Source organism: Geodermatophilus sp. URMC 62 (genome assembly GCF_052931475.1).
In genome coordinates this window covers 4,101,704-4,124,007 of sequence record NZ_JBRFHY010000001.1, presented here as the reverse complement: position 1 = coordinate 4,124,007, position 22,304 = coordinate 4,101,704, and the positions used below count along the sequence as shown (strand labels likewise).

The following is a 22,304-nucleotide window of genomic DNA, read 5'->3' as shown; positions in this document are numbered from 1 at the left end:
TCCGCGGACGTCCCCGTCAGCGGACGGCGTCCTCCGAGGGTTCGGCGGAGCCGCCCTGGGGTGCCCCGGCCGTCATGAGCTCCACGATCGCGGAGCGGTCGGCGGCCGAGGGCATCCCCCAGCCGGGCTCGTAGCCGTACACCTCCGCCAGCGGCGTGGACGCGCTGCGCCCGGTGAGCACCTCCACCGACTCCGTGCCGATCAGCCCGGGGTGCTCCACGCCGCAGGCCTCCGCCACCTTGAGCAGGTCGCGGCGCAGCGTGGCGAGGTAGCCGGCCAGCCGCACCGACTTCAGCGCCGGGTCCAGGCCGTGCGCCAGCCAGGCGTTCTGGGTGGCGACGCCGGTCGGGCAGGTGTCGGTGTGGCACTTCTGCGCCTGGATGCAGCCGATCGCCAGCATCGCCTCGCGGGCGACGTTGACTGTGTCGCAGCCCAGCGCGAAGGCCACGACCGCGTTGTCGGGCAGGCCGAGCTTGCCGGCGCCGACGAAGGTGACCCGCTCGGCGAGGCCCCGGCGGGCGAAGGTGGAGTAGACGCGCGCGAAGCCGAGCTGGAACGGCAGCGACACCGAGTCGGTGAAGATCAGCGGCGCGGCACCGGTGCCGCCCTCGCCGCCGTCGATCGTCACGAAGTCCACGCCGCGGCCGGTGGTGGCCATGAGCTCGGTCAGCTCGTCCCAGAAGGCCATGTCGCCGACGGCGGACTTGATGCCCACCGGCAGCCCGGTCTCGGCAGCGAGCAGCTCCACCCAGTCGAGCAGGCTGTCGGCGTCGCTGAACTCCGCGTGCCGTGACGGGCTGACGCAGTCGACGCCCTCGGGCACCCCGCGGGCCGCGGCGATCTCGGCCGACACCTTCGCCGCCGGCAGCACCCCGCCGAGGCCGGGCTTGGCGCCCTGGCTGAGCTTGATCTCCAGCGCCCGCACCGGGGCGCCCGCCACCAGGTCGCACAGCCGCTGCAGGTCGAAGCGGCCCTGCTCGTCACGGCAGCCGAAGTAGGCGGTGCCGATCTGGAACACCAGCTCGCCGCCGTGCCGGTGGTGCACCGACAGGCCGCCCTCGCCGGTGTTGTGCAGGCACCCGGCCAGCGCGGCCCCGCGGTTCAGCGCCTCGACCGCCGCGCCCGACAGCGAGCCGAAGCTCATCGCCGACACGTTGACCACCGACGCCGGCCGGAAGGCCCGCGCCCGGCCGCGGGGGCCGCCGAGCACCTTGGCCGAGGGCAGGACGACGTCGGCGGCCGACGCCGGGTGCGACGGTGGGACGGCGCGGCCGAACGTGCGGTGGTTGATCACCGGGTAGCCGGCGGTGTACTCGAGGTCGTTGTCGGTGCCGAAGCCGAAGTAGTTGTTCTCGCCCTTGGCCGAGGCGTACACCCAGCGGCGCTGGTCGCGGGTGAACGGCCGCTCCTCGTTGTTGCCGGCGACCAGGTACTGCCGCAGCTCCGGGCCGACCGACTCCAGCAGGTAGCGGGCGTGCCCGAGCACCGGGAAGTTGCGCAGCAGCGTGTGCTCCCGCTGCAGCAGGTCGCGGGCGGCCACCGCGGCGACCGCCCCCAGCCCGGCCACCGCGGCCCGTCCGGCACCCCTCATGACAGCTCCCCTCGCGCTCCGTGGCGGCCCGGGTCGTCCCGGACGGCCATCGTGGCCCCGGGAGCGCCCGGCGGACAGGGAGTGCGGCGTGCCTCGGCGACCGGGCGGGTCAGAGCGGCAGGCTGCGGGTGTCGTCGAGGCCGTCGAGCGTGGTGAGGACGTCGGCCAGCGCGCGCGTGGACTGCTCGACCAGCGGGCGGGTGCGCCGGTAGAGGCCGGCGGCCGCGGGGTCGGGTTCGACGGGGTCGGAGACGCCGATCAGCGCGGTGGCCGCGTCGAGGTCGGGCAGCGCGCCGAGCGCGTGCAGCCCCAGCAGGCAGGCGCCGAGGCCGGTGCCCTCCGGGGAGTCGGCGATGCGCACCGGGAGGTCCAGCGTCGCGGCCAGCGTGGCGACCCACAGCGGGGAGGCCACCGCGCCGCCGGTGGCGCGGACCTCGCGGACGGGCAGGCCGGTGGCCGAGAAGGCGTCGCGCACCAGGGCCAGCTGCTGGCACACGCCCTCGACCGCGGCGCGCACCAGGTGCGGACGACGGTGCTCGCGGCGCAGGCCGACGTAGGCGCCGCGCAGCCCGGAGCGCCACCACGGCGCCCGCTCCCCCAGCAGATAGGGCAGACAGAGCAGCCCCGCGCTGCCGGCCGGCACGGCGGCCGCCTCGGCGAGCAGCCGCGCGTCGAGGGCGTCGGCGTCCTCTCCCGTGACCCCGTCCCCCTCGGCCAGCGCCTGGGCGGCCCAGCGCACCACCGAGCCACCGTTGTTGACCGCGCCGCCGACCACCCAGTGCTCGTCGGTGAGGGCGTAGCAGAACAGCCGGTGCGCCGGGTCGGCGGTCGGGGCGGGGACGACGACCCGCATCGCGCCGCTGGTGCCCAGCGAGACGGCGGCGACCTCGGGCCGCACGGCGCCGATGCCGAGGTTGGCCAGCACCCCGTCGGAGGCGCCGAGGACCAGCGGGGTGTCCGCGGGCAGGCCGGTCGCGGCGGCCACCTCCGGCCGCAGCCCCGGCAGCACCGCCGTGGTCGGGAGCACCTCGCCGAGCTGCCCGGCCCGGACGCCGGCGATCTGCAGCGCCTCGGCGTCCCAGGTGCCGGTGCGGATGCCGTAGAGCCCGGTGGCCGAGGCGCACGCCCGGTCGAGCACCTGCGGGCCGCCGCGCAGGGCCGCGACGACGAGCTCCTTCACCCCGCCCCAGCGGGGCACCCGGGCCAGCCGGTCGGCGTCCTCGGCGCGCAGCGAGGCGAGCTTGAGCAGCGGCGACATCGGGTGCACCGGCGTCCCGGTGCGCTCGTGCAGGCCGCCGGCGCGGCCGTCGCGGCGCAGCGCCTCGGCGTACCCGGCGGCGCGGTCGTCGGCCCAGGTGACGACGGGGCCCAGCGGCCGGCCGTCGTCGTCCATGGGGACCAGGCCGTGCATGGCCGCCGACAGGCAGACGCCGACGACGCGGTCGCCGCGCTCACCGGCGCGGGCGGTGACGGCGGCCAGCGCCTCGACGGCGGCGTCGGCCAGGCGGTGCGCGTCGAGCTCGGCGCGGCCGGGGGCGGGCACCGACAGCGGGTAGCCGACGCTGACCGCGTCGCGGACCCGGGCGTCGGTGCCGGCGGTGACCGCCTTGGTCGCCGTCGTCCCGGAGTCCAGCCCGACCACCACGTCCATGCCCCGTGATCGTGCCGAGCGCGACGGGCCCGCGCGACCCCGGGCTCAGTGGTAGGCGGACTCCCCGCGCAGCCGGGCGGAGACGGCGACGTGCAGCGGGACCAGGACCACACCGTCGCGGGCCAGCCGCGCGCGCAGCGCCCGACGGTGGCGCAGCACGCCGACCAGACCGATCGCCCAGAACACGTACTGGACGGCGAAGGCGGCGCGGAAGGCACCGAGGTCGTAGGCGGTCGAGTCGCCGGGCGTGAGGACGTCGAGCACGGCGCCGATGGCGAGGACGGTGAGCAGCGAGGCGACGAACCCGCCGACGTTGACCACCCCGCTGGCGCTGCCCTGGCGCTCGGCCGGGTTCCAGGTGCGGGCGAAGTCGAAGCCGATCATCGAGCCGGGGCCGTTGGTGCCCAGGACCAGGACCAGCACGACCAGCAGCCACAGCGGCGCCCGCCCCGGCCAGAGCAGCACCACCGTCCACAGCGTCGCGGTGGCGGCGAGGATGGCCAGCACCAGCGACGAGCGGCGCAGCGGCCACCGGCCGCACAGCCGGCCCAGCAGCGGGCCCACGCCCATGCCGACGAGCACGAGCAGGGTGAGCAGGCCGGCCGCCGTCGCCGGGGACAGGCCCTGGCCGACCACGAGGAACGGATAGCCCCACAGCAGCGCGAACACGGTGCCGGAGAACTGGGTGACCAGGTGGGTGTAGAGGCCGATGCGGGTGCCCGGCTCGCGCCACGTCAGCGCCAGGCTGCGGCGCACCTCGGCCAGGCCGGCGGGGGCGGTGGCCGCCGTGCCGGGCGGCGCGTCGCGCAGGGCGGCCAGCACCAGGACCACGGCCAGGACGCCGACCGCCGCGGCGCCGAGGAAGGTGTCGCGCCAGCCGGCGGCGTGCAGCAGCGCGACCAGCGGGTAGGCGGCCACGATCTGCCCGACCTGGCCGAGGATGCCGGTGAGCTGGGTGACCAGCGGGACGGTGCGGCCGGGGAACCAGAAGCCGATGACCCGCAGCACGCTGATGAAGGTCATCGCGTCGCCGGCGCCGACCAGCACGCGGGCGGCGACGGCGGTGGGCACGTCAGTAGCCAGCGCCAGCACCAGCTGCCCGGCGGCCATGGTCAGTCCGCCGGCCGCGATGAGCTTCCGCGAGCCGAAGCGGTCCACCGCCACCCCGACGGGCACCTGCAGGCCGGCGTAGACCGCCAGCTGCAGCACGAGGAACAGCGAGATCGCCGACGCCCCGGCGGAGAAGCGCTCCTGGGCCTCCACCCCGGCCACGCCGAGCGAGGCGCGGTGGAAGACGGCGACGACGTAGGCCGCCAGCGCGGTGAGCCACACGGCGTAGGCGCGCAGAGGGGTGCGGGCTGGCGTCGGGGGCGTCACCTGGGGGACGACAGCGCCCGCGCGCCGGTTGTTCCCCGCCCGGCGGTGAGTCGCCTCACCCGTCCGCCGGCCCGGCGGCCGGGCGCTGGCGGCCGCGCTGGAGCTGGCGCGGTAGATCGCCGGGAACGGCCCACTGGCGGTGCCGGGCACCAGGGGGATCGTCACCGAGGGCCCCTCGTGGCCGGCCGAGGAGGCCTTCGTCCGCCCGTGGGAGGTCTGCGCGCCCATCCGTGCGTCGGAGGACCCGCAGGAGGGGGCGCGGGCGTTCACCGAGGAACGCGCCCCGGTGTGGCGGAGCCGCTGACCGGCGGCCTCACCGCCAGCTGATCACCTGCTCCATCAGCTGCGGGTGCCGCTGGCGCACCCAGTCGGCGTGCTCCTGCATGTGCTCGCGCATGAGCCGCTCGGCGGCGTCGGCGTCGCCCTCGGCGATCGCGCCGGCGATCGCCGCGTGCACCTCGAGCACGCGCCGGCGCTCGTCCTTCGGCGACAGCAGCCCGCTGACCTGGTCGCGGAAGACGTCCTCCAGCGACACCGACACCAGGGTGAGCACCGGGTTGCCCGACATCGAGGCCACGCCGCGGTGGAAGTCGGTGGTCGCGTCGCAGTGGGCGGTGTCGTCCTCGACCGCCGTCGCGTCGGGGTCGGCCACCTGGCCCACCAGCTCCTGGCCGCGCCGCTCGGCGGCCAGGCGGGCCATCATCGGCTCGAGCACCAGCCGGGCCTCGACCAGCTGCCCGAGGGTCGTGCCGCCGAGGTGGAAGAACAGCGTCGACATCCGCCCGTAGTCGCGGGTGCCGGCCTCGACGACCATCGGGCCACCGTTGCGGCCGGGCTTCATCGTGATCAGCCCGTGCACCTCGAGGATGCGCAGCGCCTCCCGCAGCGAGCCGCGGCCGACCCCGTACTCCTCCAGCATCTGCGCCTCGGAGGACAGCAGCGTGCCGGGCGGGAGCCTGCGGGAGACGATCTCGTGCACGATCTCCTGCGCGAGCGCCTCGGCGACCTTGGCGCCCCGCTTGATCGGCCGCGGAGCCGTGCCGTCGGCGCGGGAGCGCTGCGCGGAGATCATGACCGGAGAGTAACGACCGGTACCCGTTCCGGCGCGCACCCGACACCGGAATCCCCCCGATGATGAGCAGGGTTGTTCCGCGGACCGCGGCGAGCGGACGGCGGCGCGCGGCACCGACCGTAGGATCGCCCCCGTGGAAGCCCTGGTCTCGCCCGAGGACCTGACCGAGGCCGACGCCAGCCGTCGCGTGCGCATCCTGCTCGCGCTGGCGACGAACATGGCCACCAAGGGCTACCGGGCCACGACGATCTCCGACATCGCCCGCGTGGCGCGGGTCTCCAAGACCGTCGTCTACGCGCACTTCCGCGACAAGGAGCACTGCCTCCTCGAGCTGTACACGCGGGCGTCGACCACCATGCTCGCCGCCGTCCACGCCGCCCAGGAGCAGGCGGCGGCGGCCGGCCGGTCCTGGCGCGACCAGCTCCGGGCCGCGGTGCGCACCTACCTCGAGGTCCTGGCCGCCAACCCGGAGATGGCCTGGGCGACCCTCATCGAGGTCCAGGCCGCCGGCCGGCCGGCCCTGACCCTGCGCCGCGAGGTGATCGACCGCTACGTGGAACTGCTCGGCGGCATCGCCGCCACCCTGGCCGAGCGGCACCCCGACGAGCTCCGCCCGGTGGACCGGTCGCTGGTCGTGGCCGCCGTCGGGGGCCTCAACGAGCTCGCGCTGGTCCGCGTCGAGCGCGGGGAGGCGACGTCGCTGGCCGACGACACCGACGTCGCCACCGACGTCCTCGTGCAGCTGGTGGCCCGGCCCGGCCGGTGACGCGGCGGCGCACCCCGCGCGGCCGCGGCGGTCAGCGGCGAACCGGCCGCAGCGCCAGCACCGCCAGCGCCCCCACCACGCTGAGCGCCGCGCCGGCGAGCGCGGCGGCGTCCCAGCCCTCGACCAGGGCCGCGGCGCCGCCCGAGGCCGGCCCCGCGGTGACCAGCAGGACGACGAGGGTCACCCCGACCGCGCCGCCGAGGTAGCGGGCGGTGTTGTTCGCGCCGCTGCCCATGGCCGCGCGCTCCACCGGCACGTGCGCGACCGCCTCCCGGCCCAGTGCCGCGTTGGCCGCGCCATAGCCGACGCCGAGGACCACCAGCGCGGGCAGCACGGCCGTGCTGCGGTCGCCGACGTCCAGGACGGCGAGCCCGGCCAGCCCGGCCGCCGACACCGCCAGCCCGCCGGCGAGCAGCACCCGCCCGTCGAGGCGGGGCACCCAGCGCAGCCCCCACGACGTCGCCGTGGCGACCGCCGACCAGACGACCACGGGCACCGTCGTGGCCAGCAGGCTCTCCCCCAGCGCCCGCTGCAGCACCGTCGCGAGGTAGGACATCAGCCCGACCGTGGCCGCCCCGGTGACCAGCGCCCCGACGTTGGCGGCCACGAAACCGCGGACCCGGAACAGCGCCAGGTCGACCATCGGCGCCGGCACCCGCGCCTCGGCGAGCACGAAGGCGGCGGCCAGCACGGCCCCGGCGCCCAGCAGGGCGACCGCCGCGCCGGTGCCCGCCCCGCTGCGGGGGGCGAGCAGGCCCACCAGCAGGCAGCACACCGCGGCGACGAGCAGCAGCGGGCCGAGGACGTCGACCCGCGGACGGCGGCCGCGCGGCGTCTCGGGCAGCAGCAGCCGCGCGGCGACCGCCAGGGCGGCGGTGAGGACGGCGGTGGCGGCGTGCGTGGCCCGCCAGCCGGTGTTCCCGTCGAGGACGACCGCTGCGACGCCGCCCACGCCGGTGCCCGCGCCGAGGCTGGCGCCCCACACCGCCGCCGCCCGCGCCCGCAGCGGCCCCAGGGGGAAGACCTGGGCGAGCAGGCCCAGCGAGCAGGCCAGCACGGCCGCCCCACCGGCGCCCTCGACCAGCCGGCCGGCGACGAACACCCCGGTGGAGCCGGCCGCGGCGGTCAGCGCGGCGCCCGCGGCCAGCAGGACCAGCCCGGCGGTGAAGACCCTGCGGCGGCCGAGGTCGTCGGCGACCGCACCGGTGACCAGCAGGGCCGCGGCCAGCCCGACGCTCATCGCCGACAGCAGCCAGGCCTGCCCGCCCGGGCCGGTGCCGAGCTCCCGGGCCGTGCTCACCGCGGTGGCCAGCGGCGTCACGAAGGCGGCGAGCACCACCAGCGTGCTGGTCGCCACGACGGCCAGGGTGCGTCGCTGCACGCCGGTGACCGCGTCGGCCGGTGCCGGTGCTGTGGGGCGGGGACTCAGGGACCGGGACACGCGCGCCTCCTGGCGGTCGGGCCGAGTAGTCGGTTGGAGATTCGAACCAACGCGCGGACACCGTAGCAGCACGCGGGCCTGGGTCACACCCACCGGCGCGGAGGGCGCGCCGCCGTCGGGCGCATGGTCCGTGCGGCTCGGGGGCACCGACTCCCGCAGAGGGCACCGACCGGGTGCCGCACGACCAGGGAGGAACAGCCGATGGCGTCCGTCATCCACTTCACCATCGCCACCGTCGCCGAGGAGAGCCCGGACTTCCGCCGCGTCCTGTGGACCGGGGGGAACACGCAGCTGGTGATCATGACGATCCCGCCGGGCGGGGAGATCGGTGAGGAGGTCCACGAGGACATCGACCAGATCCTCACCTTCGTCAGCGGCGTCGGGGAGGCGAAGGTGGGCGGTGCCACGAAGAAGGTGGCGCAGGGCGACCTCGTCGTCGTCCCGGCGGGGACGAAGCACAACTTCCTCAACACCGGCCAGAACCCGCTGGTCCTCTACACGGTGTACGGGCCGCCGGAGCACGCCGACGGCGCGGTGCACCACACCAAGGAGGAGGCCGACGCCGCGGAGGAGTCGGGCCAGGACGAGCCGCCGACCTCCTGACCCGCCGCCGCCCCGGGGCGTCCGGCCCGCGGCGCGCACCAGGGCAGCGGGACCCGGCGGGGCCGGTGCACGATGGCGGCATGACCGCCAGCGTGTACCGGCCCGCCGACCCGGAGAGCGTGTTCACCTACGGAGCCCCGCGGCTGAAGTTCGGCACGGGGGCCGCCGACGAGATCGGCTACGACCTCAGCGAGACCGGTGCCCGACGGGTGCTCGTCGTCACCGACCCCGGGGTGGCCGCGACCGGCCACCCGCAGCGGGTCGCCGACCAGATGGGCCAGTTCGGCATCGAGGCGCACGTGTTCGACGGCGCCCACGTCGAGCCGACCGACGAGAGCCTGCAGACCGCCGTCGACTGGGCCCGCGAGAACGGCCCGTGGGACGCCATCGTCGCCGTGGGCGGCGGCTCCAGCATCGACACCGCCAAGGCGGTCAACCTGCTCACCACCAACCCCGGTGAGCTCATGGACTACGTCAACAAGCCGGTCGGCGAGGGCCGGGCGCCGGTCAACCCGCTCAACCCGCTGGTCGCCGTCCCGACGACGACCGGCACCGGCGCGGAGAGCACCACGATCTGCGTGCTCGACGTCCTCGCGCTCCAGGTCAAGACGGGGATCAGCCACCCCCGGCTGCGGCCGACGATGGCCGTCGTCGACCCGGCGCTGACCCGCACCCAGCCGGCCGGTGTCACCGCCGCCTCCGGCATGGACATCCTCTGCCACGCGCTGGAGAGCTACACGGCCCGGCCGTACACGACCTACGAGCGCAAGCGCCCGGAGGAGCGGGTGCCCTACTGCGGGGCCAACCCGATCGCCGACATGTGGTCGGAGAAGGCCCTGTCGCTGCTCGCGGAGTCCTTCCGCCGCGCCGTCCGCGAGGGCGACGACGACGCCCGGGCCAAGATGGCCATGGCCGCCACCTTCGCCGGCATGGGCTTCGGCAACGCCGGCGTGCACATCCCGCACGCCAACGCCTACCCGATCGCCGGCCGCGTCAAGGACTTCCACCCGAAGGACTACCCGGCCGACGAGCCGATGATCCCGCACGGCATGTCGGTGTCGCTGACCGCGCCCGAGGCGTTCCGCTTCACCTTCGACGCCGACCCCGAGCGGCACCTGCGGGCGGCCCGGCTGCTCGACCCGCGGGCCGAGCAGACCGGCGACCCGGCGGAGTTCCTGCCGACCGTCCTCACCGCGCTCATGCGCGACATCGACATCCCCGACGGCATCGGCGCCGTCGGCTACGACGAGGGCGACATCCCGGGCCTGGTCGAGGGGACGATGAAGCAGCAGCGGCTGCTGGCCACCGCACCCAAGGACGTCACCGAGGACGACGTCGCCGGCATCTTCCGGCGCTCGCTGTCCCTGTGGTGACGGCCACCACCGGGGCGATCGGGACCGCCGAGGTCACCGCCGCGCTGCGCCGCGCCGGCATCGGGGACGTCGACGACTCGGGCCTGGCCCGGGCGCTGTACTCCTCCGACGGGTCGCTGTACCGCGTGCTGCCGCGCGCCGTCGTCCGGCCGCGGGACGCCGACGAGGTGGTCGCGGCGCTGGCGGTGTGCCGGGAGCTCGGCGTGCCGCTGACGATGCGCGGGGCGGGCACCTCGATCGCCGGCAACGCGGTCGGCACCGGCGTCGTCGTCGACACCAGCCGGCACCTGCACCGGGTCCACGCGATCGACGCCGAGGCGCGCACCGCCGTCGTCGACCCGGGCGTGGTCCAGGCCGCGCTGCAGGTGGCGGCCCGCCCGCACGGCCTGCGCTTCGGCCCCGACCCGAGCACGAGCAACCGCTGCACGATCGGCGGGATGATCGGCAACAACGCCTGCGGCTCGCGCGCGCTGGGCTACGGCCGGACGTCGGACAACGTGGTCGGCCTCGACGTGGTCACCGGGACCGGGCAGCGGCTGCGGCTGACCTCGGGCTCGGCCCCGGCCGGCCTCGAGGAGCTGCACGCCCTGGCCGGGCGCGAGCTGGCCACCATCCGCACCGAGCTGGGGCGCTTCGGCCGGCAGGTGTCGGGCTACTCACTCGAGCACCTGCTGCCCGAGCGCGGCTTCGACGTCGCCCGCGCGCTGGTGGGCAGCGAGGGCACCCTCGCCGTCGTCCTCGGCGCCACCGTGCGCCTGGTCGCCGACGCCCCGTACCGCGGGCTGGTCGTGCTCGGCTACCCGTCGATGGCCGACGCCGCCGACGCCACGCCGGGGCTGCTGCGGCACGGTCCCACCGCCGTGGAGGGGCTCGACGAGCGCATCGTGCAGCGGCTGCGCGACGTGCCGGCCGCCGTCGTCCCGGACCTCCCGAAGGGCGCCGGCTGGGTGATCGTGGAGCTGACCGGCGACAGCGTCGCGGAGGTGGAGGCCACCGCCCGCGGGGTGCTGGCCGACGCCGGAGCCCTGGACTCCATGGTGGTCACCGACGTCGCCGAGGCCGCCGCGATCTGGCGGATCCGCGAGGACGGCGCCGGGCTGGCCGCGCGGACCAGCGACGGCCGGCCGGCCCACGCGGGCTGGGAGGACGCCGCCGTCCCGGTGGAGTCCCTGGGCGCCTACCTGCGCGAGTTCGAGGCGCTGCTGGTGCAGCACGGCCTGCAGGGCGTGCCCTACGGGCACTTCGGCGACGGCTGCGTGCACGTGCGCATCGACTTCCCGTTCGGCCGCGAGCCCGACCGCGGGCGGGCGGCCTACCGGGCCTTCGTGACCGACGCCGCCGCGCTGGTCGCCCGCTACGGCGGCTCGGTGTCCGGCGAGCACGGCGACGGCCGGGCCCGCAGCGAGCTGCTGGGCAGCATGTACTCCCCCGCAGCGCTCGACCTGTTCGCCCGGGTCAAGGGCCTGTTCGACCCCGACGACGTGCTCAACCCCGGCGTGCTGGTGCGGCCCGCCCGCCTCGACGACGACGTCCGCGTGGCCGCCGCGCCCCGGCAGCGCACCGGGCTGGCGCTGGCCTACCGGCACGACGGCGGCGACTTCTCCAACGCCGTGCACCGGTGCACCGGGGTGGGCAAGTGCCGGGCCGAGCCCTCGGGCGTGGCGGTGATGTGCCCGTCGTGGCCGGCCACGCGCCAGGAGAAGGACACCACCCGCGGCCGGGCCCGCGTCCTGCAGGAGATGCTCGCGCCCGGCGGCCCGGTGCGCGACTGGCGCTCCCCGGAGGTGCACGAGGCGCTGGACCTGTGCCTGTCGTGCAAGGGCTGCTCGCGCGACTGCCCGACCGGCGTGGACATGGCCTCGTACAAGGCCGAGGTGCTGCACCAGAGCTACCGCCGGCGGCTGCGGCCGATCTCGCACTACACGCTGGGCCGGCTGCCGATGTGGTCCGACCTGGCCGCGCGGGCGCCGCGGCTGGTCAACGCGGTCATGCACTCCCGGCTCGGCGGCCGGCTGGCGAGGTGGGGCGCCGGCGTCGACCAGCGCCGGGACCTGCCGCTCTTCGCCCGGCGGACGTTCCGGCAGCAGTGGACCCCCCGCCCCGGCGGCGGCGCGCCAGTGGCGCTGTGGGTGGACTCGTTCACCGACCACTTCGCCCCGGAGGTGGCGCACGCCGCCGCGCGGGTGCTGGAGGCGGCGGGCTACTCGGTGCAGGTGCCCGGCGACGACACCTGCTGCGGGCTGACCTGGATCACCACCGGCCAGCTCGACACCGCCAGGCGCATCCTGGGCGATACGGTGCGCGCGCTCGCACCGCTGGCCGACGCGGGCGTCCCGATCGTCGGCGTCGAGCCCTCGTGCACCGCGGCGCTGCGCTCCGACGCCGTCGAGCTGCTCGAGGTGGCGGGTGGGCGAGCCATGGCGGCGCGGGTGGCCGCGGGCACCCGGACGCTGGCCGAGCTGCTCACCGCCACCGAGGGCTGGACGCCGCCGTCACTGGCCGGCGTCGAGGTGGTCGCCCAGCCGCACTGCCACCACCACGCGGTGATGGGGTGGGCGACCGACGAGCGGCTGCTCCGTCGGGCGGGTGCCACGGTGACCCGGCTGGGCGGCTGCTGCGGGCTGGCCGGGAACTGGGGCGTCGAGCGCGGGCACCACGACGTGTCGCTGGCGATCGCCGAGCAGCAGCTGCTGCCCGCCGTCCGGGAGGCCGGCCCGGACGCCGTCGTCCTGGCCGACGGGTTCTCCTGCCGGACCCAGCTCGACCAGCTGGCCGACCGCCCCGGCCGCCACCTCGCCCAGCTGCTCGCCGACGCGCTGGACCGAGCCCCGGAAGAGGACGGGCCGGAGGGGGAATGAGCCGCCCACCGGCGCGTTGGCGCTCGGCATGACCACTCTCGGCATCATCGGCGCCGGCCACATCGGCACGGCGCTCGCGCAGGCAGCCCTCGACGCCGGCTACGACGTCGTGATCGCCAACTCCCGCGGCCCGGAGACGCTGACCGACCTCGTCGACGCGCTCCGGGACCGACCCGGGCGGCAGGGCGAGGTCCGCGCGGCCACGGCCGCGGAGGCCGGCGCCGCCGGCGACCTGGTGGTCGTGACCGTGCCGCTCAAGGCGCTGCCCGACGTCCCCGTCGAGCCGCTGGCCGGCAAGGTCGTGATCGACACGAACAACTACTACCCCGAGCGGGACGGCCACATCGCCGCGCTGGACGAGGAGACGACCACCACCGCGGAGATGGCCCAGGAGCACCTGCCCACCTCCCGGGTGGTCAAGGCCTTCAACCACATCCTCGCCGCCGACATCACCGCCCGCCGCACCTCGCCGGGCACGCCGAACCGGCGGGCGCTGGCCATCGCCGGGGACGACGCCTCGGCCAAGGAGACCGTCGCCTCCTTCATCGACGAGCTCGGCTTCGACGTCCTCGACCTCGGCCCGCTCGCCGAGGGCTGGCGCATCCAGCGCGACACCCCCGGCTACGGCGCGGACCTCGACCTCGGCCGGCTGCGGCAGGCGACCGCGGACGCCAAGCGCTACCGCGACATGTGAGGCGTGGCGGCCCGGCGGGGAGTCCCGGCCGGGCCGCGGGACGCCCTCAGCCGCCGGGACGGACCAGGCCCATCTCGTAGGCGAGGACCACCGCCTGGACGCGGTCGCGCAGACCGAGCTTGGTCAGGACCCGGCTGACGTGGGTCTTGGCGGTCTGCTCGACGACGACGAGCTCCTCGGCGACCTCCCGGTTGGACAGCCCCCGCGCCACCAGCCGCAGCACCTCGACCTCCCGCGGGGTCAGCGCCGCCAGCCGCGCCGGCCGCTCGCCGTCCTCCGCGCGGGCCGGCCCGGTCTCCAGGTAGCGGGCGATCAGCCGGCGGGTGACCTCCGGGGCCAGCAGCGCCTCCCCCGTGGCGACGACGCGGACGGCGTGCAGCAGCTCGGCCGCCGGCGCGTGCTTGAGCAGGAACCCGCTGGCCCCGGCCCGCAGCGCCGCGTAGACGTGGTCGTCGAGGTCGAAGGTGGTCAGCACGAGCACCCGCGGCGGCGGGGCGCCGGGGTCGGCGAGCAGCAGCCGGGTGGCTTCGATGCCGTCGAGCCGGGGCATCCGGACGTCCATGAGCACGACGTCGGGGACCCGGCCGGCGGCCGCCAGCCGGCGCACCTCCTCGACGGCGGCCCGCCCGTCCCCGGCGGTGCCGAGCACCTCGACGTCGGGCTGGGCGGCGAGCAGGGCGGCGAAGCCCTCGCGCACCATCGACTGGTCGTCGACGACGAGGACGCCGATCACCGGACCTCCCCCGGCGGGAGCGCGGACGCCAGCGGCAGCCGCGCCGTGAGCGCGAAATCGCCGTCCGGCGTCGGCCCGGCGTCGACCGTCCCGCCGTGGACCGCCGCGCGCTCCCGCATGCCCGGCAGCCCCGCGCCGCGGCCCGGCCGGTCGTCGTCGCGCACGGGCGGCGCCGGCGGTGGCCCGTTGACGACGTCGACGGTCAGCGCGTCCCCGGCGCGGGCCAGCCGCACGTGCACCGGGGCGCCGGGCGCGTGCTCGGCGGCGTTGGCCAGGCCCTGCTGCACGATCCGGTAGGCGGTCAGGCCGAGCGCGGGCGGCACCGGCGGGACCTGGACCTCGGCGGTGACCCGCGCACCGGCGTCCCGGGCGGCCCGCAGCAGGTCCGGGACGTCGGTCAGGCCCGGCTGGGGCGCCCGCTCGCTGCGGTCGTCGGAGCGGAGCACGCCCAGCAGGTCCTGCATCTCGGCCAGCGACTGGCGGGCGGCGCCGGCGACCTCGGCGAACTCCGCCCGCACCGGCTCCGACAGCCCGCCCAGCCGGTAGGGCGCCGTCTCGCAGCGGACCGCGATCATCGACATCGAGTGCGCCACGACGTCGTGCATCTCGCGGGCGATGCGCGCCCGCTCGGCCAGCGCCCCCTGCCGCGCCAGCGCCTCCTCCGCCCGCTGCTGCTCGGTGCGCAGCGCCGCCCGGGCCGACTGCCGTGACCCCAGCGCGGCACCGAGCGCGAGCGGGACCGCGGTCAGGACCAGCGCGGGCACGACCGCGTACGGCCCACCCCCCCCCAGGGCAGGAACACCCCGCACAGCAACAGGGTCAACCCGGACACCAGGGGGACGCCCACCGCGGCGCGGCCGCGCGCGGCCGTCGCGGCCAGGGCGAGGACGGGGATCCACAGCAGCCACGCCCACGGCTCGAGGACGGGCACGACCCGTTCCGGGGCACCGACCAGCAGCCGGAGGACGACCAGCCAGCCGGTCACCAGCAGCCAGCCGTCCAGCGGGCGCACGACGGCCAGCCTGACGCCGACGACCGCGGGCAGCAGCAGCAGGAAGGCCACGCCGCCGGCCATGCCGGCGCGGCCGTCGAGCACTCCCCCGGCGGCCGCGATCGCGACGATCGTGGCGTACAGGGTGGCGACGGCCGGCAGCCGCCGCGCCAGCCCGGGCCGGCGTCCCCACGGCGGGGACCAGGGCGCGGCCTGCGGGCGCACCGCGGCCAGCACCGACTGCACGCCGGTCCGGAAGGCCGGCACGGCGGCGCTCCGGAGCCGCTCGGTCGGGCGCACGGTGCTCATGGTGGGGCGAGGCTAGCCGCGCGGGCGGCGGCCGCGCGTCACTCCGCAGGCGACCACCGACCCCCTACCGCGGTAGCACGGCCTCCCCACGGCCGGGGTACCGCCCGGCCCGCCGGTGCACCACGGGGAGGTGCGCAGGTCGGCTCCGCAGGGTGACGACCGGCGGCGGCGGTGTGTCCAGCATCGATCGGCATGCGGAACACCACCCTCGCCGCGTCCGTCGCCCTGTCCGTCCTGTCCGCCCTGGTCGGCGCGGTCGTGCAGCTCGCCCAGCCGGCGGCCGCGGCCCCCGTCGGGCCGGTCGGTCACGACGCCGCCTGCGCGGCCGACCTGACCGCCCGGGTCACCCGGGGTGACGACGAGGGGCTGCGGGTCCTCGGCTGCGACCCGGCCGAGCGGGGCCGCGCCGTCCTGGCGCTCGGGGACCCGGCCACCGCCGGCTCGGTCGCCGTGCTCGTGCCGGGCTCGGACACCGACCTCTCCACCCTGGACGACCCCGCCCACCCGCAGCACCGACCGCTCGGCTGGGCGAGGGCGCTGCACGCCGCCGCCGGGCCGGACAGCGCCGTCGTCCTGTGGGTGGGGTACCCCACGCCGGAGGGACTGGGGCGTGACGCGGCCACCGGTCGGCTGGCCCGCGCGGCGGTGCCCGCGCTGGTCGCCGAGGTGACCGCGCTGCGGGACCGGCCCGGGAGCCCGCCGCACCTCACCGTGGTGGGTCACAGCTACGGCGCGGTCGTCGTCGCGCTGGCCGCCGCCGACCTGCCCGCCGACGACCTGGTGCTCCTCGCCAGCCCCGGCGCCCGCGCCGACGACGTCGACGACCTGCACACGACGGCCCGGGTGTCCGCAGCCCGCTCCCCCGACGACTGGATCGGCCGGGTGCCGCACGTGCGCCTCGGGGACCTGGGACACGGGGCCGACCCGGCCGCGCCGGCCTTCGGGGCGCACCCGCTGCCGGTCGACGGCGTGCGCGGGCACGACGGCTACTTCCGTCCGGGCAGCACCACGCTGGCCGCCCTGGCCGACGTGGTGACCGGCCCCCCGCAGGAGACCCGGCCGTGAGCGGGGACCGTGCACGGCGGCCGCGGGTGGCCACGGTGGCGGCCTGGACGGCCGGGCTGACCTGCGTGGGCACCCCCTGGCCGCTGCCGCCACCGGCCGCGGTCCGGCTGACCGCCGGCCTGCTCGCCGCGCTGACCGCCTGGCTGGCCGTCCGGGCCGCCGGGTCGCTCGCGGTCCTGGCCGGCGACGTGCTCCGGGGGTGGACGCCGCGGGCCCGGCCGGTGGTCGCGGCGGTGCTGCTGCTCCTGCTGGCCGGGTGCGGCGCGGGCCCGCAGCCGGGGGCGGGGGTCGCCTCCGCCGGGGCGGGTGACGTGGCGGACGTGGCGTCGCTCTCCGCCGGGGAGAGCGGGGCGCTGCGGGTGCGGGTGGGCCTGGACGGCGCGGCCACCGACGTGGGACGGGCGCAGTCCGCGGTGCGCGGGCTGGAGAGCGCCGGCGGCCTGGCCCGGTCGACGGTGCTGGTCGCGGTCCCCACCGGGTCGGGGTGGGTCGACGAGGCGGCGCTCGCCGCGGTGGAGGACCTCGCCGGCGGGGACGTCGTCACCGTGACCGTCGAGTACGCCGACCGGCCCAGCTGGGCGGAGTACCTGCTCGGCGGGCAGCGGGCGACGCGGTCGGCCGGGGCCGTGGTGGCCGCGGTGCGGGAGCGGCTGGCGGCGGTGCCGCCGGGCGCGCGGCCGCGGCTGCTCGTGTTCGGGGAGAGCCTGGGCGCCGGTGCGCTGGCCGCCGCGCTGCCCGCCGCCGGCCCGGTCGACGGCTGTCTGCTGGCCGGCCGCCCGGGTTCGGGCGGGGAGCCAGCGGTCCCCGGCTGCACGGAGGTGCGCAATCCCGACGACCCGGTGGCGTGGTGGGGACCGGGTCTGCTCGTCGCCCCGCGGGCGGGTCTCCCGTGGCTGCCGGTGTCGACGTTCTGGCAGGTGACCGGCGCGCTGCTGCCGGCCATGGACCAGCCGGCCGGGCACGGGCACCGCTACGGCCGGGCGCTGGCGCCGGCGTGGGCGCAGCTGCTCGGCGCGGCGGCCCGGTAGCGGCGGCGGCGGGGGGCGCTGCGGCTCAGGCGGCCCGGCGGGCCCGGCGGGCGCGGGCGGCGGCGAGCACGGTCGGTGCGAGCGCGGCGGCGATCCGGGCGTAACCGGCCGAGGACGGGTGGAAGCGGTCGGCGGAGAACAGCGCCGGGTCGTCGCCGAAGGCCCGGCCGACCTCGGCGGCGACCGCGGCGACGGTGGCGCCGTGCGCCTCGGCGACCGCGGCCTGCCGCTGCTGCAGCACCGCGCAGGCGGCCCGCACCGCCGGTCGCAGCGCCGGCGGCACGAACGGGACGCTGGACATGTCCGGCGCCGGGACGACCACGACGTCGGTGCCGGCGGCGCGCAGGTCGGCCACCGCGCTCCCGAGCGCTGCCGTGGCCTGGTCGGCGGGCAGGAACCGGGCGAGGTCGTTGGCGCCGATGACGACGACGGCGAGGTCGGCGGCCGACGGCGCGGCGCGGCGCACCTGCGCGGCGAGGTCGCGCGACACCGCGCCGGGCACGGCCAGCACGGTGAGGTCGGTGTCGATCCCCTCGCTGCGCAGCACCTGCGCCAGCCGGGGGCCGAGGGTGTCCTCGACCCGCGCGGCACCGGTCCCGTACGCGATGGAGTCACCGAGGACGACGAGGCGGAGCGGAGCGGTCACGGCTGGTGCAACGCCGGCCGGCGGGGCGCTGTGCCCGCCGGCCGGCGTGAGCAAGGACCCACCTGCCCACCGCCACGCGCTCCGCACGCGGCGGGGCCCTGCAGGTGGGCCGCTAGGCCTTGGGGCCGCCCGCGGCGTAGACGACCTGGCCGGAGACGAAGCCGGCGCCCTCGCTGGCGAAGAACGAGACCAGGTGGGCGATGTCCTCCGGCTGGCCGACGCGCGCGACCGGGATCTGGGCGGCCGCGCCCTTGATGAAGTCCTCGAAGCTGACGCCCATGCGCTCGGCGGTGGCCCTGGTCATCTCGGTCTGGATGAAGCCGGGGGCGATCGCGTTGGCGGTGACGCCGAACTTGCCCAGCTCGATGGCCAGCGTCTTGGTGAAGCCCTGCAGCCCGGCCTTGGCCGTCGAGTAGTTGGCCTGGCCGCGATTGCCCAGCGCCGAGGTGCTCGACAGGCTGACCACGCGGCCCCAGCCGGCCTCGACCATGTACTTCTGGCAGGCCCGGCTCATGAGGAACGCGCCGCGCAGGTGCACGTTCATGACGACGTCCCAGTCGACCTCGGTCATCTTGAACAGCATGTTGTCGCGGGTGACACCCGCGTTGTTCACCAGCACCACGGGCGGGCCGAGCTCGGCGGCCACCCGGTCGACGGCGGCCTGCACCTGCTCGGCGTCGCTGACGTCGGCGCCGACGCCGAGGGCGGTGCCGCCGGCGGCCTCGATCGCCGCGACGGTCTCCTTGGTGTTGCCCTCGTCGAGGTCGAGCACGGCCACGGCGAAGCCGTCGGCGGCCAGGCGCTGCGCCGTCGCGGCTCCGATGCCGCGGGCGGCGCCGGTCACGATGGCGACACGGGGGGTTGCCTCGCTCATTGCGGTTCCTCTCATGCTGGTGGCGGCGTCGTCGCCGGCCGGTCCGGGCGCACGCACGCGACGGGTCCACCCGGTCACGCGCTCGCGCGCTGCGCCCGACAGGTTACGGCGGGGTCGGTACCGCATCGTCCCGGGCCCGGCGGCGCGTCGCCCGGACCCGGTCGGCGCCGGGCCTCAGGGCCAGATCGAGGCGACGATGATGGCGGCCACCGCCAGCTGCGCCGCGGCGCTGACCAGGCTCGCGGGGTGGAAACCGACCTCGGTGACCAGCGCGCCGAGCTTGCCGGGCGTGAGCAGGTCGAGGGCGACGAAGGCAGCGGCCTGCAGCAGCACACCCAGCACGCCGAAGACGACGGTGTAGAGCAGCGCCCGGCCGAAGCCCGAGGTGGCGTTGGTCCAGATCGTGGTGAAGACGACGGCGCCCTGGGCCAGGAAGCCGGCCGCGAGGACCACCGCCGCGCTCACCGACCGCTCGGCGTAGATGCGCCGGCCGAGGTGGCCGGGCGTCAGCAGGTCGAGCGCGAGGTAGCCGAGGGCGAGCAGCGCGAGGCCGACGGCGGTGTAGGCGACGGCATAGCCGATGCTGGCCAGCACGGGCGGGACCTCCGGGGACGGGGGCGGGCGGGCCCGCAAGGTCTACCGCACGGGCGCGGCCGGACGCACGCGGCGCCCCGCCCGCGCGGTCACGTCCCGGGCTCAGGTCCGCGGGGCCGGCTGCTCCGGGCTCAGGTCCGCGGGGCCGGCTGCTCCGGGGCCGGCTGCTCCGCGGAGGAGGCCGCGGTGCGCACGACGTCGACCCGGTCGAACCCCTCCGCGGTCGAGGGCGGGGTGAACCGGGCGCGGGCGGACAGGACGCCGACCAGCGGCACCCGGTCCCGGCCCTGACGGACCTCGTTGCGCGCCAGGCAGGTGTCCAGCGGGGTGTCCAGCCACACCGCGCGGACGGGCACGCCGGCGGCGCGGGCCGCGGCGATCAGCGGCGCGCGTTCCTCCGCCGACGGGCTGGTGTTGTCGACCACGGCGCTGCGGCCGGCCGCGAGCAGCTCGGCCACCACGCGCTGCTGCCGGGCCTCGCGGCGGCGGGCCCGGGGCCAGTGGTCCTTGCTCACCACGGCGTGGGTGGCCGCGAGGTGGCGCGCCACCCAGGTCGACTTGCCGGCGCCCTGCAGGCCCACCATGACGACGAGCTCAGGCGGGCTCATCGGCGGCCCCGTCCCGGATCCCGTCACGGGTTCGTGAGGGGCGGGGAGGACGGCGGCCCTCCTGCAGGGGCCCGCCGCAGGCCCCGTCCAGAGGCTCGTCCCGAGCGTGCGAGGGATGAGGAGGACGGGGTCCTTCCCCGGTGGGGGGCAGGAGGGTCCTTCCTCAGGCGGTCCGCCGCAGCGGGGTCACCGGCTCGTCGTCGTCGAGCGCCGGACGGGCCGCGGGGTGCTCGACGAGTGCGAGCACCCGGCCGGACATGAAGCGCGCGGTGCGCACGGGGGTGCCGCCGCGGGTGTTCTCCGTGACCTCCACGACGCCGCGGCCGTGGGTCACGTCCACCCGGCGGCCGGCGCGGGTGGCCTCGATCTCGTAGGTGCGGGTGCTGCCACCGGCGTCGATGACGACCTCGACACGATCGCCCTTCACGGGTCCTCCCAGGGGTCCTGTCGGGCACTGCACCCGACGTGGGGACAACGTCCTCCTCCCCCCTGACATTCCCCGAAACCGCAGGTCAGTGGTCGGATCCGCGCCGTCCGGGCCAGTGCGGGTGCAGCGCGCGGACCGAGGCCAGCGCCGCCCGGCGGTCGTGCGCGCGCTGGCGGGCGCGGCTGGTGCGCGGCGCCCGGGGCTCCTCGCGCAGCAGCGCGTCGAGCCAGTGCCCGCGCGGGTCGACGTCGACCAGCAGCGCCTTGACCAGCAGCGTGAGCGGGATGGCCAGCAGCGCGCCCAGGGCGCCGAGCACCCAACCCCAGAACAGCAGCGCGAGGAAGGTGACCGTCATCGACAGGCCCACCGAGTCGCCCACGAACCGCGGCTGGATCAGCGTCTGGACGACGAAGTTGAGCAGCGCGTAGACGATGATGACCACCCAGAACTCGGTCCACCCGCCGTCGAGGAGCCCGAGCAGGGCCGGCGGGATCACGCCGAGGACGAACCCGATGTTGGGCACGTAGTTGGTGATGAACGACAGCACGCCCCACAGCAGGGGCAGCGGCACGTCGAGGATCTCCAGGGCGATCGTGTCGCCCACCGCCACGATCGCCCCGAACACCGTGCTCACCAGCAGGTAGCTGCGGGTCCCCCGGGCGAACAGGCCGAAGGCGATGGGCAGGTGCGGGCGGTCGGCGGCGACGAGCGCCAGCCGGCGGCCGAAGCCGCCGGACTCGATGGCGAGGAACACCATCGCCGACAGCAGCAGCACCAGCGTGGTCGCGGTGTCGGTGACGCGGGCGAGCAGACCGGTGGCCAGACCCACGAGCTGCCCGTAGTCGAAGCGGTCGACGAGCTCGGCGATCTGCGCCGAGGACATGCCGGCCTCGCCGAGCCGGCGGACGGTGTCGTCGAGCAGCAGCTGGAACTGCGGCGCGTAGCCGGGCAGCAGGACGGCGAACTGGGCGATCGCGTACACCAGCAGCGAGCCGAAGCCGAGCAGCACTCCCCACACGAGCACCAGCAGCACGGTGGCGCTGGCCCAGCGGGGCACGTGGTGGCGCAGCAGCCACCGCTGCACCGGCATGATCGCGATGACGACGACCAGGGCGAGCATCACGGGCGCCAGCAGCCAGGCGATCTCCCGGACGCCGGCCACGGCGATGGTGGCCGCCGCGGCCCCGATCAGCAGGACCAGCCAGCGGGGCATCCCCCCGGCGCCGCCCGGCGCCGGGATGGCAGCCGCACCGTCCGCAGCCGCACCGTCCGCAGCCGCACCGGCGACCGGGGTGTCCGCGGCCGGGCGGTCGGCGGCGGCGTCGCCGAGGACGTCGACAGCGGGCCCGGCCGGCCCGTCCGGGCCCGCCGAGGGCTGCGCGGCCGCGACGAGCGCGGCCTGCAGGTCGGTCGTGTCCGGCGGCGTCAGCCGGGTCGCCCCGGTGCTCGCCCGCTCGGCCCCCCGACCGGACAGGGAGTGCTGCTGCGCGGCCATGTGTCGACGTCCCTCCCACCCGCGGTGGCCGTGCGGGCCGGCCGCGGGCCCGTCGGCACGGACCGCACCGCCGCCGCACCCGCGCCCCCGTCCGGCGCCGCCGTGAGC

The 22,304-nt window shown here is 77.0% G+C and carries 21 protein-coding genes; 7 read left to right on the top strand and 14 right to left on the bottom strand.

What is annotated here, in order from left to right; translation table 11 throughout:
* Positions 1–16 precede the first annotated feature (16 nt).
* The 4 genes from ACU616_RS19975 to ACU616_RS19960 all read right to left on the bottom strand — a co-directional run bounded on the left by ACU616_RS19975 (position 17) and on the right by ACU616_RS19960 (position 5,691).
* Complete coding sequence (locus ACU616_RS19975; RefSeq protein WP_446760161.1) at positions 17–1,591, bottom strand: FMN-binding glutamate synthase family protein; 1,575 nt, start codon at positions 1,589–1,591, stop codon at positions 17–19.
* A 109-nt stretch (positions 1,592–1,700) separates the two neighbouring features.
* Positions 1,701–3,242, bottom strand: a complete 1,542-nt coding sequence (locus ACU616_RS19970) for a gluconokinase (RefSeq protein WP_446760160.1) — start codon at positions 3,240–3,242, stop codon at positions 1,701–1,703.
* Positions 3,243–3,287: 45 nt separating this feature from the next.
* Complete coding sequence (locus tag ACU616_RS19965; RefSeq protein ID WP_446760159.1) at positions 3,288–4,784, bottom strand: MFS transporter; 1,497 nt, start codon at positions 4,782–4,784, stop codon at positions 3,288–3,290.
* Positions 4,785–4,932: 148 nt separating this feature from the next.
* The gene (locus tag ACU616_RS19960) at positions 4,933–5,691 is read right to left on the bottom strand and encodes a FadR/GntR family transcriptional regulator (protein WP_446760158.1); all 759 of its coding nucleotides are present in this window, start codon (positions 5,689–5,691) and stop codon (positions 4,933–4,935) included.
* A gap of 133 nt (positions 5,692–5,824) precedes the next feature.
* Here ACU616_RS19960 and ACU616_RS19955 point away from each other — a divergent pair, with 133 nt between their 5' ends.
* Positions 5,825–6,457, top strand: a complete 633-nt coding sequence (locus ACU616_RS19955; protein ID WP_446760157.1) for a TetR/AcrR family transcriptional regulator — start codon at positions 5,825–5,827, stop codon at positions 6,455–6,457.
* 31 nt (positions 6,458–6,488) lie between these two features.
* Here the strand turns inward: ACU616_RS19955 and ACU616_RS19950 are convergent, their stop codons facing one another.
* Entirely contained in the window at positions 6,489–7,898 is a 1,410-nt protein-coding gene (locus tag ACU616_RS19950) for an MFS transporter (protein ID WP_446760156.1), read from the bottom strand.
* A gap of 201 nt (positions 7,899–8,099) precedes the next feature.
* On the opposite strand from ACU616_RS19950, the gene ACU616_RS19945 reads away from it, so the two are divergent.
* From ACU616_RS19945 to ACU616_RS19930, 4 genes are all read left to right on the top strand, one after another.
* Positions 8,100–8,501 carry a cupin domain-containing protein gene (locus ACU616_RS19945; RefSeq protein ID WP_446760155.1) on the top strand — a complete coding sequence of 134 codons (402 nt, stop codon included), beginning with the start codon at positions 8,100–8,102 and terminating at the stop codon, positions 8,499–8,501.
* Between the two features lie 80 nt (positions 8,502–8,581).
* Positions 8,582–9,874 carry a hydroxyacid-oxoacid transhydrogenase gene (locus ACU616_RS19940; RefSeq protein ID WP_446760154.1) on the top strand — a complete coding sequence of 431 codons (1,293 nt, stop codon included), beginning with the start codon at positions 8,582–8,584 and terminating at the stop codon, positions 9,872–9,874.
* Positions 9,871–12,732 (top strand): FAD-binding and (Fe-S)-binding domain-containing protein, encoded by a 2,862-nt coding sequence (locus ACU616_RS19935; RefSeq protein WP_446760153.1) that lies wholly within the window; start codon positions 9,871–9,873, stop codon positions 12,730–12,732. The genes ACU616_RS19940 and ACU616_RS19935 overlap by 4 nt, the downstream gene beginning before the upstream one ends.
* Positions 12,733–12,760: 28 nt before the next feature.
* Positions 12,761–13,426: an NADPH-dependent F420 reductase gene (locus tag ACU616_RS19930; RefSeq protein WP_446760152.1), complete on the top strand. Its 666-nt coding sequence runs from the start codon at positions 12,761–12,763 to the stop codon at positions 13,424–13,426.
* 46 nt (positions 13,427–13,472) lie between these two features.
* On the opposite strand, the gene ACU616_RS19925 is transcribed toward ACU616_RS19930, so the two are convergent.
* Genes ACU616_RS19925 through ACU616_RS19915 form a run of 3 tightly spaced genes read right to left on the bottom strand, consistent with a single transcriptional unit; the run spans position 13,473 to position 15,459 of the window.
* The gene (locus ACU616_RS19925; protein ID WP_446760151.1) at positions 13,473–14,159 is read right to left on the bottom strand and encodes a response regulator; all 687 of its coding nucleotides are present in this window, start codon (positions 14,157–14,159) and stop codon (positions 13,473–13,475) included.
* The gene (locus ACU616_RS19920; protein WP_446760150.1) at positions 14,156–14,923 is read right to left on the bottom strand and encodes a sensor histidine kinase; all 768 of its coding nucleotides are present in this window, start codon (positions 14,921–14,923) and stop codon (positions 14,156–14,158) included. Before ACU616_RS19920 ends, ACU616_RS19925 begins: the two co-directional genes overlap by 4 nt.
* On the bottom strand, positions 14,905–15,459 hold the full coding sequence (locus ACU616_RS19915; protein ID WP_446760149.1) for a hypothetical protein: 555 nt from the start codon (positions 15,457–15,459) through the stop codon (positions 14,905–14,907). The genes ACU616_RS19920 and ACU616_RS19915 overlap by 19 nt, the downstream gene beginning before the upstream one ends.
* Positions 15,460–15,651: 192 nt before the next feature.
* On the opposite strand from ACU616_RS19915, the gene ACU616_RS19910 reads away from it, so the two are divergent.
* Both ACU616_RS19910 and ACU616_RS19905 read left to right on the top strand, forming a co-directional pair.
* A complete protein-coding gene (locus ACU616_RS19910) occupies positions 15,652–16,524 on the top strand; it encodes an alpha/beta hydrolase (RefSeq protein ID WP_446760148.1) in 873 nt (290 codons plus the stop codon).
* On the top strand, positions 16,521–17,552 hold the full coding sequence (locus ACU616_RS19905) for an alpha/beta-hydrolase family protein (protein WP_446760147.1): 1,032 nt from the start codon (positions 16,521–16,523) through the stop codon (positions 17,550–17,552). Before ACU616_RS19910 ends, ACU616_RS19905 begins: the two co-directional genes overlap by 4 nt.
* A gap of 25 nt (positions 17,553–17,577) precedes the next feature.
* Here the strand turns inward: ACU616_RS19905 and ACU616_RS19900 are convergent, their stop codons facing one another.
* The 6 genes from ACU616_RS19900 to ACU616_RS19875 all read right to left on the bottom strand — a co-directional run bounded on the left by ACU616_RS19900 (position 17,578) and on the right by ACU616_RS19875 (position 22,196).
* The gene (locus ACU616_RS19900; RefSeq protein WP_446760146.1) at positions 17,578–18,198 is read right to left on the bottom strand and encodes an SGNH/GDSL hydrolase family protein; all 621 of its coding nucleotides are present in this window, start codon (positions 18,196–18,198) and stop codon (positions 17,578–17,580) included.
* 112 nt (positions 18,199–18,310) lie between these two features.
* Positions 18,311–19,072 (bottom strand): 3-oxoacyl-ACP reductase FabG, encoded by a 762-nt coding sequence (gene fabG / locus ACU616_RS19895; protein ID WP_446760145.1) that lies wholly within the window; start codon positions 19,070–19,072, stop codon positions 18,311–18,313.
* Positions 19,073–19,246: 174 nt separating this feature from the next.
* The gene (locus tag ACU616_RS19890; RefSeq protein ID WP_446760144.1) at positions 19,247–19,666 is read right to left on the bottom strand and encodes a DUF350 domain-containing protein; all 420 of its coding nucleotides are present in this window, start codon (positions 19,664–19,666) and stop codon (positions 19,247–19,249) included.
* A 131-nt stretch (positions 19,667–19,797) separates the two neighbouring features.
* Entirely contained in the window at positions 19,798–20,274 is a 477-nt protein-coding gene (locus ACU616_RS19885) for an AAA family ATPase (RefSeq protein ID WP_446760143.1), read from the bottom strand.
* 163 nt (positions 20,275–20,437) lie between these two features.
* Positions 20,438–20,701, bottom strand: a complete 264-nt coding sequence (locus ACU616_RS19880) for a hypothetical protein (RefSeq protein WP_446760142.1) — start codon at positions 20,699–20,701, stop codon at positions 20,438–20,440.
* Between the two features lie 85 nt (positions 20,702–20,786).
* Positions 20,787–22,196 carry an AI-2E family transporter gene (locus ACU616_RS19875; RefSeq protein ID WP_446760141.1) on the bottom strand — a complete coding sequence of 470 codons (1,410 nt, stop codon included), beginning with the start codon at positions 22,194–22,196 and terminating at the stop codon, positions 20,787–20,789.
* Positions 22,197–22,304: the final 108 nt, after the last annotated feature.